At 68.6% G+C, this 16,690-nt stretch carries 11 protein-coding genes; 6 read left to right on the forward strand and 5 right to left on the reverse strand.

Features of this window, described 5'->3' with window-relative positions:
* Together ABW137_RS37310 and ABW137_RS37315 are read right to left on the reverse strand one after the other, a co-directional pair.
* Positions 1 to 408: 2-oxoglutarate dehydrogenase E1 subunit family protein (locus ABW137_RS37310; protein ID WP_526408290.1), on the reverse strand; the 408-nt coding region annotated here is incomplete at its 3' end.
* Positions 409 to 626: 218 nt separating this feature from the next.
* Positions 627 to 1,394 (reverse strand): hypothetical protein, encoded by a 768-nt coding sequence (locus ABW137_RS37315; RefSeq protein WP_526408272.1) that lies wholly within the window; start codon positions 1,392 to 1,394, stop codon positions 627 to 629.
* 153 nt (positions 1,395 to 1,547) lie between these two features.
* On the opposite strand from ABW137_RS37315, the gene ABW137_RS37320 reads away from it, so the two are divergent.
* Positions 1,548 to 2,873, forward strand: coding sequence for a multidrug effflux MFS transporter (locus tag ABW137_RS37320; protein WP_526408274.1), 1,326 nt, complete (start codon positions 1,548 to 1,550; stop codon positions 2,871 to 2,873).
* A gap of 151 nt (positions 2,874 to 3,024) precedes the next feature.
* Entirely contained in the window at positions 3,025 to 5,271 is a 2,247-nt protein-coding gene (locus ABW137_RS37325; protein WP_526408276.1) for an MFS transporter, read from the forward strand.
* 37 nt (positions 5,272 to 5,308) lie between these two features.
* Here the strand turns inward: ABW137_RS37325 and ABW137_RS37330 are convergent, their stop codons facing one another.
* From ABW137_RS37330 to ABW137_RS37340, 3 genes are all read right to left on the reverse strand, one after another.
* Positions 5,309 to 6,667 carry an FAD-binding oxidoreductase gene (locus ABW137_RS37330; protein WP_526408278.1) on the reverse strand — a complete coding sequence of 453 codons (1,359 nt, stop codon included), beginning with the start codon at positions 6,665 to 6,667 and terminating at the stop codon, positions 5,309 to 5,311.
* Complete coding sequence (locus ABW137_RS37335; protein WP_526408280.1) at positions 6,664 to 10,137, reverse strand: TM0106 family RecB-like putative nuclease; 3,474 nt, start codon at positions 10,135 to 10,137, stop codon at positions 6,664 to 6,666. Before ABW137_RS37335 ends, ABW137_RS37330 begins: the two co-directional genes overlap by 4 nt.
* Before the next feature lie 89 nt (positions 10,138 to 10,226).
* The gene (locus tag ABW137_RS37340) at positions 10,227 to 10,772 is read right to left on the reverse strand and encodes an LppP/LprE family lipoprotein (RefSeq protein ID WP_526408292.1); all 546 of its coding nucleotides are present in this window, start codon (positions 10,770 to 10,772) and stop codon (positions 10,227 to 10,229) included.
* Positions 10,773 to 10,853: 81 nt separating this feature from the next.
* On the opposite strand from ABW137_RS37340, the gene ABW137_RS37345 reads away from it, so the two are divergent.
* The 4 genes from ABW137_RS37345 to ABW137_RS37360 all read left to right on the forward strand — a co-directional run.
* On the forward strand, positions 10,854 to 12,539 hold the full coding sequence (locus tag ABW137_RS37345; RefSeq protein WP_526408282.1) for a DEAD/DEAH box helicase: 1,686 nt from the start codon (positions 10,854 to 10,856) through the stop codon (positions 12,537 to 12,539).
* The gene (locus tag ABW137_RS37350) at positions 12,536 to 13,717 is read left to right on the forward strand and encodes an acyltransferase family protein (RefSeq protein ID WP_526408284.1); all 1,182 of its coding nucleotides are present in this window, start codon (positions 12,536 to 12,538) and stop codon (positions 13,715 to 13,717) included. Before ABW137_RS37345 ends, ABW137_RS37350 begins: the two co-directional genes overlap by 4 nt.
* A 37-nt stretch (positions 13,718 to 13,754) precedes the next feature.
* Positions 13,755 to 14,525, forward strand: a complete 771-nt coding sequence (locus ABW137_RS37355; protein ID WP_526408286.1) for a siderophore-interacting protein — start codon at positions 13,755 to 13,757, stop codon at positions 14,523 to 14,525.
* Between the two features lie 131 nt (positions 14,526 to 14,656).
* A partial coding sequence (locus tag ABW137_RS37360; protein ID WP_526408288.1) for an arylsulfatase occupies positions 14,657 to 16,690 on the forward strand: 2,034 nt, incomplete at its 3' end.

Below are 16,690 nucleotides of genomic sequence, written 5' to 3' on the forward strand. Positions count from 1 at the left end.
GATGGCCCGCACGCTGGTGGCGGTCGGCACGTCCAGGGACGCGTTCATGTTCTTGACGACGGCCGCGGCGGCGCCGCGCAGCACCGCTACTTCGTCGCCGTCGGCGGCAGGTGCGGGCGCCTTCGGCTTGGGCGATTCGGCCTTGGCGGGCTCGGTCTTGGCGGGTGCGGCCTTCGCCGATTCGGCCTTGGCGGGCTCTTTCGTGGACTTGGGCGATTCGGACGTGGCCGGCTCGGCTACCGCGGGCTTGGGAGCCGTCGCGGTCGCTGACTTCGACGCGGCGTGCCCGTTGCTACTTGCGGCACCGGACGTCGCCGTCTCGTTGGCCGGTTCAGGGGAGTAGTCGACGAGAAACTCGTGCCAACTCGGGTCGACGGAGGAGGGATCCTCGCGAAACTTGCGGTACATCTCCTCGACTAGCCACTCGTTCTGACCGAATGGTGAAGGTGAACTGCTCACGGCAGCTACTCGCCTCGATTCCTTCTAACTCCGCGGGCGCGCCGTCTGCCGCTCGCTCCTTTTGCCGCATAAAGGCTAGCGCTTCCAGAGGGGCGCGGAACCGTCAACGGCACTTGTCACATCGGACCGACGTCGATGACGGCCCGAACTCGTTCCCGGGCTGGGTCCTACTCGATCGCGGGGGTGCCCGGTGGGGCGGGCAGCACGTGCAGTGTGGCGGGCCACCGGGGCGGCGGGCTGCCGAACGCACTGCTGGCGTTCTTGATGATCTTCTTCCCCATCGCCCGGTTGCCGACGCCACCGATCACGGCGCCGATTCCGACCGGAAGCAACTTGCCGAACGCGATCGCTCCCCGCTTGAGTGCGTACTTCTTCACGAAGAACTTGAGCAACCGGGAGTTCAGCTGCGACACCGCGGGCAGCGGAAGTGAGGCCGCCCCGTCGGCCAGCCACGCCCCGCCCGTGCGTCCCGTGCCGATCAGATCGGCGACCGCGTGCTTGCCGTCGTCACCGACCAGCACGGCCAGAACGAGGGTGCGGCGGCGCTCCCGATGCTCGGCGGGGATCCCGTGAACCTCAGCCATGGCCAGCACGAATACCGCCGTGGCCTCGAGAAAGACCACCGTCTCCCCGGCGACCGCCGACATCGCGACCAGGGTGCCGATGCCGGGGAACGCCGCGGCCGACCCGACGGCGGCGCCGCTGGCCACCACGGCGGCGAGGTAGTGCTTCTCCAACTTGTCGACGATCTCGGCGGGGGTCGCCTCGGGCGCAGCCTCGCGGAGACGATCGACATACGCCTTGACCGCAGGCGCCTGGACACGGGCGCCGCGTTCGATGATCTGAGACAGCGCGCGTGCTGCGACGCTCGGATCGTCGGCGGCGTTCTTTCCGACAGCGGGCAGTTGGCTCTTGGCGCTGGAGCGAGCGCTCATGTCTTCGGCCTCTCGTGTGCGAACCGATTAGCCCAAGGCTAACCGGTGTTGACCTCCGGGTAACGAACGGAGCGTCCCGACGGTGCCCGACGGTGAGATCGGTCACCGCCGGGCCCGGGAAGAAAACATTGATACGCGTTGCTAACCACTTTCATGGCAGCATCAGGAAACGTGGACCTCAAGAGCGCTGCACCGACCGGGCCGGATGTGACGGCGACGGACTCGCCGAGCCAGGCTGCTCCCGCGTCGACGAAAACCGCGGGCGCGCCCAGTCAGGTCCGCATGATCATCGTGCTGGGCTTGTTGGTCGCGCTGGGCCCGCTGACCATCGACATGTATCTGCCCGCGCTGCCGAAGATCGCCGACGACCTCGCGGTGTCGTCGTCCATCGTCCAGCTGACCCTGACCGGAACGCTCGCGGGCCTCGCGATCGGGCAACTCGTCATCGGGCCGCTGTCGGATTCCCTCGGCCGCCGTCGGCCGCTGATGGCGGGCATCGTGCTGCACATGGCGGCGTCACTGCTGTGCCTCTTCGCGCCAAACATCGCGGTGCTGGGCATCGCCCGCGGCCTGCAGGGCGTCGGGGCCGCGGCGACGATGGTGGTGGCGATCGCCGTCGTCGGTGACTTGTTCTCGGGCCGTACCGCCGCGACCGTGATGTCGCGCCTGATGCTGGTTCTGGGAGTCGCGCCGGTCGTGGCCCCCTCCCTTGGTGCGGCAGTGCTGCTGAAGGCCTCCTGGCACTGGGTGTTCGCCGTTCTGGTCGTCCTTGCCGGTCTGCTGCTGTTGATCGCCGCGATGGCGCTGCCGGAGACGCTGGCCGTCTCGCACCGTCGGCCCCTGAAGGTGCGGGGAATCTTCGCCACCTACGGCGAGCTGCTCCGCGACAGGCGGTTCGTCATCCTGGTCCTGGTGGCGGCGCTTGGCATGTCGGGGCTGTTCGCCTACATCGCAGGGGCGTCCTTCGTGCTGCAGGGGCGCCACGGCCTCAACCAGCAGTCGTTCGCCCTGGTGTTCGGTGCCGGTGCGGTGGCGCTGATCGCGGCCACGCAGTTCAACGTCGTGCTGCTGCGACGGTTCACGCCGCAGAAGATCACGGTGTGGGCGTTGGCGGCGTCGGCGGTGGCCGGTGCAGTGTTCGTGGTCCTTGCCGCCGTGGGCGTCGGTGGCCTGCCGGCCTTCGTGCTGCCCATCTGGGCGATCCTCGCGGCGATGGGCTTCGTCATCCCCAACGCGCCCGCCGTCGCGTTGTCACGTCACCCCGACGCCGCCGGTACGGCAGCGGCCCTGCTCGGTGCGGCGCAGTTCGGCCTCGGTGCCGCGGTCGCGCCGCTGGTCGGCGTCCTCGGCAATGACGAGCTCGCGCTGGCCGTGGTGATGACCGCCGGTGCCGTGATCGCGCTGGTCGCCCTTCTCGCCGTGGGAGTGACGGGGTCCAGCAGCGACGCCGCCGTGGCAGGCGTGCCGGAGGCGGCGTGAACTGCGCTGTTTGCCACTGACCCCGACCGGTCGACTTGTCGGAAGACCGGCGGGTCCGTAGCGTCGGCTCGATAGCTTCACGAGGCTTGGTCGAGTACATGCTGCAGACACTGGTTCACTTGGGGATGCCCTGCGCCGCCGAGGCGCTGCCATGACGGCGCTCCACGATCTGCTCCGCCCCCGCACCGACAACCCGTGGAACGCCCTGTGGGCGATGCTCTTCGGCTTCTTCATGATCCTGCTGGACGCGACGATCGTGGCCGTCGCGAACCCGGGGATCATGGACGCTCTCGACGCCGACTACGACGCGGTGATCTGGGTGACCAGTGCCTATCTGCTGGCGTATGCGGTGCCGCTGCTTCTGGCGGGCAGGCTCGGCGACCGGTTCGGGCCGAGGAACATGTATTTGGCCGGGCTCGCGGTCTTCACCGCCGCCTCGCTATGGTGCGGTCTTGCCGGCAGCATCGAGATGCTCATCGCCGCGCGCGTGGTGCAGGGCTTCGGCGCTGCGCTGCTCACGCCTCAGACGCTGTCGACGATCACCAGGATCTTCCCGCCGGACCGGCGTGGGGTCGCGCTGAGCGTGTGGGGTGCCACGGCGGGAGTGGCGACGCTCGTCGGGCCGCTGGCCGGGGGAGTCCTGGTCGACGGTCTCGGGTGGCAGTGGATCTTCATCGTCAACGTGCCGATCGGAATCGTCGGCCTGGCGTTGGCGTACGTGTTCATCCCGACGTTGTCCACGGAGAGGCATGGGTTCGACGTCCTCGGCGTCGCGTTGTCGGGCGTCGGCATGTTCCTCGTCGTGTTCGCCCTGCAGGAGGGCCAGAGCCACGACTGGGCGGTGTGGATCTGGGCCATGGTTCTGGTGGGGTTGGCCGCGATGGCGGGCTTCGTGTACTGGCAGGCGGTCAATCCCCGCGAGCCGCTGATACCGCTGAGAATCTTCCGCGACAACGACTTCAGCATGTCCAACCTCGGCATCTCGGTGATTGCCTTCGCGGTGACGGCGATGATCCTGCCGGTCATGTTCTACGCACAGGCGGTCTGCGGACTGTCCGGCACCCAGGCGGCCCTGCTGACGGCGCCGATGCCGGTCGCGACGGGCGTGCTGGCGCCGTTCGTCGGCAAGCTCGTCGATCGCGTCCATCCGCGGCCGATCGTCGGTTTCGGGTTCTCCGCGCTGGCCATCGCGATGACCTGGTTGTCGATCGAGATGACGCCGACGACGCCCATCTGGCGCCTCTTGCTGCCGTTCCTGCTGATGGGCGTCGGCATGGCGTTCATCTGGTCGCCGCTGGCCGCCACCGCGACCCGCAACCTGCCCCCGGACCTGGCCGGCGCCGGCTCCGGCGTCTACAACGCGACGCGTCAGGTGGGCGGCGTTCTCGGCAGCGCCGGGATGGCGGCGTTCATGACGTCGCAGATCGCCGATCGGATTCCCGCGGAGATGGACCCTGGCGCCGGCGAGGGCTCGGTGACGCGACTTCCCGACTTCCTGCACGAGCCGTTCTCGGCCGCCCTCTCGCAAGCGTTGCTGCTGCCGGCGTTCGTGTCGCTGTTCGGTGTGATCGCGGCGTTGTTCCTGCGCGGTTTCGGCGACCGGCCGTCGTCGACGATGCTGTCCGGCCGGGCGGCGCCGAACGGCCCCGCGCGGGAACCCGACTACTTCCCCGATGACGACGACTACGTCGAGTACACCGTCGACTGGGACGACACGGGTTGGGCTGGGGCGGGTGAAGATCCAGCCTGGGCTGGGGCGGGTGAAGATCCAGCCTGGGCTGGGGCGGGTGAGGATCCAGCCTGGGCTGGGGCGGGTGAAGATCCGGGCTGGGTCGGGGCGGGCGAGGATCCGGGCTGGGTCGGGGCGGGCGAGGATCCGGGCTGGGCCAAACCGGCGCCCCTCTCGCCGGAGGACATGGCGCCCGACGAGCTGACCCCGGACGTGGCCGCGCCCGTGAGCGGTGTGCCGCTCGACGGTGACACCGAGCCGCTCGACGTCCCGGTGGGGCATCCGCTGCACGCGCCCGCCGACGATTGGCACGGCGGCCCCGTCGAGACCTGGCACAGTCTCATGGAGGGCGAGGACCCGGCGCGCCGGACCATGCCCGCCGACCGGCAGACCGACGTCATCCCGGTTCAGCCGCCCGCGCACAACGGGCACGGCCCCCGCCGAAGCCTGCTGGAGGATCTCCTGGCCGACGTCCCGCAGGCACCCCCGCCCCCTCCTGCGCCGAGGCCGGAGCCCATCGGCTTTGCGCACAACGGCTTTCACGTCCACGACGAGGAGACCGCGCAGCCTCTGCCTCCGGTGCGCCGCAGCGGCAGGCACTCCCGAGCCGAGGACCGTGACGACGACGCCGGAACCTACGGCAAGCACTCGATGCGATTCCGGGATTGACCCCGGGCGCTTCGCTCCTGCCCGCCGGACGCCTGCCTCAGTCGAAGAGCACCGCGGGATTCAAGTAGCCCGCCGGATCGAACGCCGCCTTCACCGCACGCATGGCCGCGACGTCGGCATCGGTTCTCGACATCGACAGGTAGTCCCTCTTGCGAGTGCCCACCCCGTGCTCGGAGCTCACGTTGCCGTGGCAGGAGGCGATCAGCGCCATCATCGCGGAGTACAGCCCGCGCTCCCGATCGGCGTCGAGTACGCAGCGCACCAGGTTCAGGTGCAGGTTGCCCTCGCCGATGTGACCGAACAGCACGGGGATGGCGTCCGGTGCCTGCTCGGCGACCAGTTCCGTTGCCGCGGTTGCGAATTCGTTGATCATCGACAGCGGCAGCGACACGTCGAACTTCAATGGGGGACCGTAGACCCCTAGGACGTCGGCGACCGCCTCGCGCACCTGCCACAGTCGCTGCGCGGTGGCGGTGTCCACCCCCACCGCGGGCTCACCGGCCAGCTCGGCGCCCTCGAGCGCCTCGGCCAGTCGATCGGTGTGATCGACGTCGCCCGCCAGCTCGATCAGCAGCTGCCACGCGCCGTCGACGGCGGGGCCGACCCCCATGTGCTCGGCGGTCAGGGCGCTGGCCCGCGCGTCGACGAGTTCGAGTGCGGCGATGCCGTCGGCGTCGCGGAATTCGCGACCGACCGCGATCAGCGCGTTCAGGTCGTCGAAGCCGGCGATGGCCGTAATGCGTTGCGCCGGTGTGGGATACAGCCGCAGGTCCAAGGCCGTGATGACCCCGAGGGTGCCCTCGGCGCCGACGAACAGCGACGCCATGTCGTATCCGGTGTTGTCGCTGCGCACTTCGCTGTGGCGGCGCACCACCGACCCGTCGGGCAGCGCAACGTCCAGGCCGAGGACCTGCTCGCCCATGTTCCCGTAGCGCACGGTGCGCAACCCGCCCGCGTTGGTCGAGGCCATGCCGCCGACGGTCGCCGAGTCGCGGGCCGCGAGGTCGACGCCGAACACCAGCCCGGCGTCGGTGGCGGCGCGCTGCACGGCGGCCAACGTCGCCCCAGCGCCTGCGCGCACCCGGCGTTCGACGGTGTCGACCTCGCCGATGCCGGAGAGTCGCTCGGTGGACAGCAGTACGTCGTCGTGTTCGGGGACGGTTCCCGCGACCAGCGACGTCCGCCCACCCTGCACGGTCACCGAGACGCCCGCCTCGCGGCAGACCCGCAGCACCGCGGCGACCTGGTCGTCAGTGCCGGGCCGGACCAGCGCGGAGGCGCGTCCGCGATAGCGCCCGGTGTAGTCGACGCAGCGGCCCGAGAGCACGTCGGGATCGGTGCTGACGTACGTGGAGCCGACGATCTCGGCGAGCCGGGCGGTCGGCGTGTCGGTCACTGTGCCGGTGTATCACACTGCGTCAACGACAAGAACGCGCCGAGTTCGATCAGTCCGGCGGGCGTGGTTGGCAGGTAGTCGGTCAGTAGTGGCGAGCGCACGATCACCGCGGCGTACTTGGCGCGGCTCACCGCGACGTTGAGCCGATTCCGGTTGAGCAGGAACGAGATTCCGCGCGGCACGTCGGCCGCCGAGGAGGCCGTCATGGACACGAACACCACCGGTGCCTGTCTGCCCTGGAACTTGTCGACGGTACCGACCTGGACGTCGGGCAGTCCGGCGGCGTCGAGCGTGCGACGCAGAGTCACCACCTGGGCGTTGTACGGGGACACCACCAGCACGTGCTCTTGGGCCAGGGGCACGGTGCCCTCTTCGTCGGTCCACGCCGCTCCGAGGAGCCTGGTGATTTCGCCGGCGATCGCGGCGGCTTCCTCGGGGCTGTCGGTCGAGTTGCCGTCGTGGTAGGTCTCCAACACCCGCACCCCTGGGACGACGCCGTCGAGGCGCCGCGCGGCGCTCACCCGTTCCTGCGAGTGGAGCCGCCCGTCGTAGGACAGCCGGGACACCGGTCCGCACACCGCGGGATGCATGCGGTACGACAGATCCAGGAAGTAGCCGCGCTCCGCGGGCAGGGTGTGGTGTCCCGCCGGTCCGTCCGAGACCAGCCAGCCCAGCGCCGAGTGGTCGACGGGTTCGGGGTGGGTGCCCTGGCTGACCTGGGGCAGCTGCTGGGGATCGCCGAGCAGCAGCAGGTTCCTTGCCGCGGAGGCGACTGCGATGGTGTTGGCCAGGCTGTACTGGCCAGCTTCCTCGACGACCAGCAGGTCGAGCGATCGGCGCGGCACGCGGCGGTCGTTCGCGAAGTCCCATGCGGTGCCGCCGATCAAGCAACCGTCGTGGCGGGCGATGAAGGAGGCGTAGTCCTTCTCGTCGACGTCCTGCCACGGCGCACCAGGGGACTTCTTCTTGCCGACCCGCTCCGCGTCGACGCCCGCGTCGAGCACGCAAGCGAGCAGGTTCTCGACCACTGCGTGTGACTGCGCCACCACTCCCACCCGCCACCCGTGGTCGGTGACGAGGCGCGCGATCACCTTCGCGGAGGTGAACGTCTTGCCCGTGCCAGGCGGCCCGTGCACCGCGAGGTAGGAAGAGTCGAGGTCCAGGAGGGCGGCGGTGATGTCATCGGCGACGTCGCCGGTGCGGGGCAGCGGGCCGCCGGCGGTGGTACGCGGTGGACGGCGCAGCAGGATGTCGGTGACGGCGTCGGAGGGAAGGTTGGGCAGGCCCGCGGCCACGAGGCCCGCGGTCGCCTCGATCGAGTCCCGTAGCGGTGTGGTGGGGATCGGCGGTCCCGGCACCAGCGCGAACGGCACCTGCTCGAAGCAATCGCCATCCTTCGGCGGCCTCTCGACGATCACGACCTCGCTTGGCGCCTCGGGGTTGTCGCACTCGACGACCGTCACCGAGCCGAACCCCCGCCGGTCCGGATCGTCGGCGAGGCCAGCGGGTGCGGGTGGGTCGTACAGCGCGTACATCGACTTCGCGAGTTCCCCGTTGGCCAGCTCGCCGACCAGACGCACCCGCCGTTGCGGCTTGCGGGCCTTCGGCGGCGTGTGCCAGTCGGTGACGACGCTGGCGGACTCGGCGGTGAACACGCCGCCGTTGTCGGCCCATTCGTCGACCGGGTTGTTGACCCGGTCGAAGTGCGCCCACCAGAACGGCTTGTCCTCGCGCGCGTGATAGCCGCGGGCGGCCGCCACCATGGCGACAGCGGTCTGCTCCGCAGTGCGCTCCGCTACCCCGTCCCCGGCGAACTTCAGCAGCGTGCGTTCCACGGCGTCGGCGATCTCGACCCGCGCTCCGGCGTCGGGCCCGCGTACGGCCAACGGCCCGCGCGGCGGCACCTCGGATTCGATGGCCCTGGCCATCAGCCAGTCCCGTAGGCGTCGCGTGGACCGGCAGTCGTAGCGGTTGTAGTCCTCGATCTGTTTGAGGACGGTGGCAGCCTCGTCGGCGTTTCCGGCGTCGCGCAGTTCGCAGAACCGGGCGTATTGCGTGATGGAGTCCGTGGCGGTGGTCACCTCACCGTCGCGCAGTTCGTTGCCCATGTAGAGCGGTTCGAGGTACTTGATGGAGTAGCTCTCGGTGCCGACCCGAATGCTCTTGCGCACCAAGGGATACAGGTCGACCAGCACGCCGTTGCGCAGGAGGTCGTCGACCTGGTTCTCCCCGACGCCGTAGCGGCCGGCCAGCCGGAGCAGCGTGCTCTTCTCGTAGGCGGCGTAGTGGTAGACGTGCATGCCGGGGTGGCGTTTGAGGCGCTTGCGCACCATGGTCAGGAAGTCGACGAGTGCCTGGCGTTCGCTGGCCCTGTCGTGTGCCCAGTACGGGGTGAAGTCGTCGGCCGCCTGCGAGCCGGCAGATCCCGCCGACGTCGCGAGCACGCCCCACAGGTACTCCAAACCCCATTCGGTGCCGTCGACCGTCCACAGCGGGTCGCCCTCGAAGTCGAAGAACAGATCGCCCTTGTCGGGGTCCGGGAGCACCATCAGCGGCTGCGCGTCGAGAACCTCGTAGGGCGGCTTGCCGTCCACCCGATCCGCGACCTGCAGCCTGGCTTGAGCGGTCAGCGCCGTCACCGTCCGCGTCGACAGTTCCGGGATGGCGCCGTCGTGCTCCGCCAGCGCGTGCACGGTGGTGATGCCCGCGTCGAGCATCCTGGCGCGCTGGCTGACCCGCATGCCCGCCACCAGCAGCAGGTCGTCGCTGGCGCGGACCTGGACCTCGCATTCTGGGCAGCGGAAGCAAGCCCGTACGCCGTCGTCCTCCCACGACACCGCCGTGCCACCGGCGAGGTGGCCGTCGAGCAGCCGCTCCAACGCGGCCCGGCGCGGCACGTACACGGGGAGTAGTTCGTCGATTCGGTAGGAGGCGATGGCGCCGTCGCCCAGCACCAGCTCCACCTCGTCCGCGACGGGCACCCCGCCGCGGACGAGGGTGTCCGCGTAGGCCGCTAGCTGGAGCAGCGCCTCCACCTTCACCGAGCGGGCGAGCTTGGTGTCCCTCAGCCGGTACCGGTCGTCGTCGAGAACCAGGAAGTCGGCGAACCCGACGAACCGGCCGTCGAACATCGCGGCCTGGTAGATGGCCGGCGCGCGTCGCTCGACGGCTTCGCGGGTGGCGCGGGCGGCCGCGGTCAGCCCGGCGACGGTGTAGGCGGGCTTGCCGATGACGACGGCGTCGCCGGCGTCGCGCGCGTCGATCTCCTCGCGGAGTCCCTGGAGATGACGCTGCTCGTGCTCGCTGCCGAGCGTGGCGGTACGGGCCAGCAGCTCGTCGTCGGACGAGACCGGCGGGCCCCAACCGAGCTGCGCGTCGAACGACCGCAGCAGGGCATACTCGCAGCGCGCGGCAGCAGCGAGATCCGAAGCGCTGTAGACGACTTGGCGGTCACCCTCGGTGAGGAACATCCCCGCCACTGTAGGTCAGTGGGGTGACCCCGGAGGGCGTCGACGCGAGGAGCCGACGACACTGACGCGAGGAGCCGACGACACCGGGGTCAGCCGGTGTTGCCGATCAACTCGACGCCGTTGCCGTTCCACCGGAAACGCACCACGCTCTTGAGGCCGGACGTCTCGTTCAGGTACATCAGCGCCACGGTGTCGCCGACGGTCGCGGACTCGTCGATGCCGTTGAAGCCGTACGTGTCGGGGACGCCGGTCGGGATCAGCTTGCCGAGATGGAACAGGACGGCCCTGGTGTTGGGATTCTCGGCGTTGGTGTTGGCCTTGATCACGATCGCCGACAGCTGCGCGCACTCGTTGTAGTTGCCCGCCAGCGGCTCCGAACTCCACGGCTGCCCGCTGCGCGGGTCCCTGGGCAGCTCGGAGACGGCCTTGGCGATCTCGGGTGCGGCCAGGTTGACGGCGCACGGGTCGGCGGGCGCAGGCGTCTGGCCAGGGCCTGAGGCGACCGTCGGGTCGGGCGCGGGAGGTGCTGACACGGCGGGCGGGACCGTCGGCTCCGGGGTCTTGGAGACCGTCGAGTCGCTGGATCCGCAGCCTGCGAGAGCCAGCGTTGCCGCGAGAGCCGCGACGCCTTCCATCGGGAACCTCACGAGGGGCAACCGTACCGCCCCGCTCGTCGTGACAGCTCGAGCTGCGACTACCCGTAGACTCGACGCTCGATGACGACTCCTGACCCTGACGCGACGAGCGCCGAACTCACCTTTGCTGACCTGCAGATTCACCCGTCGGTGCTGCAGGCCGTCGCCGACGTTGGTTACGAGTCACCCTCAGCCATCCAGGCCGCGACCATTCCTCCGATGCTGGCGGGTTCCGACGTCGTCGGCCTGGCCCAGACGGGCACCGGCAAGACGGCCGCGTTCGCCATCCCGATCCTGTCCAGGATCGACACCTCCAGCCGCACCACGCAGGCCCTGGTCCTGGCGCCGACGCGCGAGCTGGCCCTGCAGGTGGCGGAGGCGTTCAGCCGGTACGGGGCGCATCTGCCCGTGCACGTTCTTCCGGTGTACGGCGGGTCGTCCTACGGGCCGCAGTTGGCCGGGCTCAAACGCGGCGCGCAGATCGTGGTCGGGACGCCGGGCCGGGTGATCGATCATCTGGAGAAGGGCAGCCTGGACCTTTCGCATCTGGACTACATGGTGCTCGACGAGGCCGACGAGATGCTGCAGATGGGCTTCGCGGAGGACGTCGAGCGGATCCTGTCCGAGACTCCCGAGTACAAGCAGGTGGCGCTGTTCTCGGCGACGATGCCGCCCGCGATCCGCAAGATCACGTCCAAGTACCTGCACGACCCCGTCCAGGTGACGGTGAAGTCGAAGACCGCCACGGCGGAGAACATCACCCAGCGCTACATCCAGGTCGCGGGGCCGCGGAAGATGGACGCGCTCACGCGGCTGCTCGAGGTCGAGCCGTTCGAGGCGATGATCGTGTTCGTCCGCACCAAGCAGGCCACCGAGGAGGTCGCCGAGAAGCTGCGGGCCAGGGGCTTCTCGGCCGCGGCCATCAACGGCGACATTGCGCAGGCCGTCAGGGAGCGCACCATCGCCCAGCTCAAGGACGGCACCATCGACATCCTGATCGCCACCGACGTGGCGGCGCGCGGGCTGGACGTCGACCGCATCTCGCACGTGTTGAACTACGACATTCCGCACGATCCCGAGTCGTACGTGCACCGGATCGGGCGCACCGGCCGGGCCGGGCGGTCCGGTACGGCGCTGCTGTTCGTCACGCCCCGTGAACGGCACCTGCTGAGTTCCATCGAGCGGGTCACCCGGCAGAAGCTCGTCGAGTCCCAGCTGCCGTCGATCGACGACGTCAACGCCCAGCGGGTGGAGAAGTTCCGCGAGTCGATCACCGAGGCGCTCAGTGCGCCGGGGATCGAGTTGTTCCGCAGGCTCATCGAGGATTACGAGCGCGACCACAACGTGCCGACGGTGGAGATCGCGGCGGCCTTGGCGCTGCAGAGCCGCGGCGGTGGTGAGTTCCTGATGACGGAGCCGCCGCCGGAGAAGCGCCGCGAGCGCCCTGACCGCGATGACGGCCCGCCGCGCAAGCGCCGGGACAACGTCCGCGGCGATCTTGCGACCTACCGGATCGCCGTCGGCAAGCGGCACAAGGTCGGCCCCGGTTCGATCGTCGGGGCGATCGCCAACGAGGGCGGTCTGCACCGCAGCGACTTCGGGCACATCACGATCAAGATGGACCACTCGCTCGTCGAACTGCCCACGAAGATGTCCAGGGAGACGCTGAAGAAGCTTGAGCACACCCGTATCTCCGGCGTGCTCATCGACCTCAAACCCGACCGTGCTCGGCACGATGGCCCAAGTCATCATCACAAGCCGAAGTGACGTCGTCTGACTCATCTGGGCGCATCGCCTCCCTGACCGGCATTCGCGCGGTCGCCGCCATCCTCGTGGTGCTGACGCACGCGGCGTACACCACCGGTAAGTACACCCACGGTTACGTCGGACTCGTCTACTCCCGCATGGAGATCGGCGTGCCGATCTTCTTCGTGCTGTCCGGCTTCCTGCTGTTCTCGCCGTGGGTACGCGCCGCGGCAGAAGCTGACGGTGATAGGCGGCCCGACTCCGTCGGCTACGTGCCGCCCTCGGTGCGCCGCTACGCCTGGCATCGGGTCCGACGGATCATGCCCGCCTACGTCGTCACCGTGCTGGCGGCCTACCTCCTGTACCACTTCCGCACGGCGGGGCCCAATCCCGGTCACACGTGGCTGGGATTGTTCCGCAACCTGACGTTGACCCAGATCTACACCGACGACTATCTGTTCTCGTACCTGCATCAGGGGCTGACGCAGATGTGGAGTCTGGCCGTCGAGGCTGCCTTCTACGTGGCACTCCCGCTGCTGGCCTATCTGCTTCTGGTGGTGTTGTGCGGAAGGGTCTGGCGCCCTGGGCGATTGGTGTTCGGTCTGGCGATTCTGGCGTGCATCAGCCCGGCGTGGCTGGTGCTCGTGCACACCACCGACTGGCTACCCGACGGTGCGCCGCTGTGGCTGCCCACGTATCTGATGTGGTTCGCAGGCGGCATGTTGCTCGCGGCGCTGTTGCCGTCGGGGGTGCGGGCGTACGCGATGATCTGCGTTCCGCTGGCGCTGGTCTGCTATCTCATCGCGGCCACCCCGATCGCGGGGGCGCCGACCACTTCACCCGCCGAACTCCGCGAGGGGTTGGCGAAGACGCTGTTCTATGCGCTCATCTCGACGTTGGTGGTGGCGCCCCTTGCGCTGCGCGGCACCGGCGGTGACCGCGGTTGGTATCTCAGGTTCACGGCGAGCAGGCCGATGGTGTTCCTTGGCGAGATCTCCTACGAGATCTTCCTGATCCACCTCGTCACGATGGAGTTGGTGATGGTGGAGATCCTGCGGTTCCCGATCTACACCGGTTCGATGTCGTGGCTCTTCGTGGTGACGATGGTGGTGACGATTCCGTTGGCGTGGCTGTTGCACCGCGCCACGCGGGTGCGGCCGAAGCGCTCGAGCGAGGAGCCCGCCGCTCATTCTAATTAGGTTATGCTGCCCTAAGTATTAGACGAGAGGGTATGACATGGCCGACCAGAAATCGTCGCGCGGATTGGCCGGGGCACTCGTCAAGTTGTGGCGGGGCGGCGACTACGAGCTGACCGTGACGGGTCGCACGGAGATCACGCCCAACTATCTGCGGTTGCACTTCATCGGCAAGGAGTTGCTCGACGAACGTCCGGTCCATCCGACCATGTGGGTCCGCGGCTGGTTTCCCGACGGCAAAGCCGACCAGGGGAGCACGAAACCCGTGAAGTCCCACCAGCGGGGCTACACGCTGGTCAACGTCGACGCCGAAGCGGGCACGCTGGACATCGACTTCGCCATCCACGAGGGACTGGCGACGGCATGGGCCACGAACGCCGTCCCAGGCGACACGCTCGAGGTGACGGTGCTCGGCAGCGACTTCGCCCTGCCCGAGCCCGCCCCGGCGGGATACGTGATCGTCGGCGACGCCGCGTCGTTGCCCGCGATCAACTCGCTGCTGGGCGCCATCGCTCGAGCGGGCGAAGCGACGGGAGGTGGTACCGACACCCCCGCGAAGGTCTTCCTCGAGTCCAGCCACCACGACGACCGCGAGCTTCCGGTCGCCGCGGCCGACGTCACGTGGGTCGACCGCAAGAACGCCGGAGAGGCCCTCGTCGAGGCCGTCGGCTCATCGGCGTTCGACGCCGCCGACCACTTCGGTTGGGTCGCCTGCGACAACCGCACCACCCGCGCAGTCGCGAAGATCCTGCGCGAGGACTACAAGATCCCGCGCAAGTCGATGAAGGCACAGGCCTACTGGGTGGCCTGAGGAGTGTGATCGACACCCGCGTCAAAGTGCGCTCGCCGGCGGACTGCGCCGCCTAGCCTGTAACCCTCGGACTCAAGACGTGTGGTCCGAGATCGCCGTTGGCGGCGATCACTACGGCGAGCGGACCCATCATGAGTTCTCCCGACCAGACGCCCGTGGTTCGGCGCGACATCCTCCCCATTCCCGACGTCGCACCCGTAGGTCTCACCACCTACGACGCGAAGGACCCCGACACCAGCTACCCACCGATTCGGGACATTCGCCCGCCCGATGGCGCGCCCAACGTTCTGGTCATCCTCATCGACGACGTGGGCTTCGGTGCCAGCAGTGCCTTCGGAGGGCCCTGTCAGACACCGAACTTCGAGAAGCTCGCGGCCGGCGGCCTCAGGTACAACCGGTTCCACACCACGGCGCTGTGCTCGCCGACGCGGCAGGCACTGCTGACCGGCCGCAACCATCATTCGGTCGGCATGGGTAACATCACCGAAACCGCCACCGCTGCACCCGGATACACGTCGGTGCTGCCGAACACCAAGGCGCCGCTGGCGTTGACGCTCAAGCTCAACGGCTACTCGACTGCTCAGTTCGGGAAGTGTCACGAGGTTCCGGTTTGGCAGACGAGTCCCGCAGGGCCGTTCACGGCGTGGCCCACCGGTGGCGGCGGCTTCGAGTACTTCTACGGCTTCATCGGCGGGGAGAACAACCAGTGGGACCCGGCCCTCTACGAGGGCACGACACCGATCGAGCCGCCGAAGACGCCCGCCGAGGGGTACCACCTGACCGAGGATCTCACCGACAAGGCCATCAACTGGGTGGGACAGCAGAAGGCGCTGCTTCCCGACAAGCCGTTCTTCATGTACTTCGCGCCGGGCGCCACCCATGCTCCCCACCAAGTGCCCCGGGAGTGGATCGAGCGGTACCGGGGCAAGTTCTCCCACGGTTGGGATCGACAGCGCGAGATTACCTTCGAGCGTCAGAAGGAGTTGGGCGTCATCGCACCCGATGCCGTCCTCACCCCTCGCGACGAGGAAATTCCGGCATGGGACGACATGGATCCTGCGCTGCGGCCGGTGCTGGAACGCGAGATGGAGGTGTACGCCGCCTTCCTCGAGCACACCGACCATCACGTCGGTCGGCTTCTCGACGCGCTCGGTCCGGTGCTCGACGACACGTTGGTCTATCTGATCATCGGCGACAATGGCGCGTCGGCGGAGGGCACCCTGCAGGGGGCGTTCAACGAGATGGCCAACTTCAACGGCATGGCCGACATCGAGACACCCGAATTCCTGCTGTCCAAGCTGGACGACTTCGGCGGCGAGGGTTCCTACGGGCACTACGCCGTCGGCTGGGCGTGGGCGATGGACACGCCGTATCAGTGGACCAAGCAGGTGGCATCGCACTGGGGTGGGACCCGCAACGGCACGATCGTCCACTGGCCGAGGGGCATTGACGCCAAGGGCGGCCATCGCAATCAGTTCAGCCACGTCATCGACTTCGCCCCGACGGTGCTCGAGGCTGCGGGAATCCCCGCGCCCACGTTGGTCAACGGGGTGCTACAGAGTCCCTACGAGGGCACCAGCATGGTCTACAGCTTCGACGACGAGAACGCCCCCGAGCGGCATCAGACCCAGTACTTCGAGATGTTCTGCAATCGCGGGATCTACCACAAGGGTTGGAGCGCGGTGACCAAGCACCGCACGCCGTGGGCCATGGCCGGTGCCGTGATGCCGGGATTCGACGACGACGTGTGGGAGCTCTACGACGGGAACGTCGACTGGTCGCAGGCGAATGACCTCTCCGCGGCGAACCCCGACAAACTCCACGAACTGCAGCGTCTTTGGCTGATCGAAGCGGTCAAGTACAACGTGCTCCCACTCGACGATCGCCAGATCGAGCGCATCAACCCCACCACCGCTGGACGACCTGCGCTGATCAAGGGCAACAGTCAGCTGCTGTTCGCCGGCATGGGACGGCTGTCGGAGAACTCGGTGCTCGTCATCAAGAACAAGTCCCACGCCGTCACCGCGAACATCACGGTGCCCGAGCGTGGCGCCGAGGGTGTGATCATCGCCCAGGGCGGCGCCTTCGCCGGCTGGTCGCTGTACCTCAACGACGGCGTCCCGACCTACTGCTACAACCTGCTCGGGCTGAACCGGGTGAAGGTC

The organism is Mycobacterium sp., from assembly GCF_040509115.1.
Lineage (GTDB): Bacteria > Actinomycetota > Actinomycetes > Mycobacteriales > Mycobacteriaceae > Mycobacterium.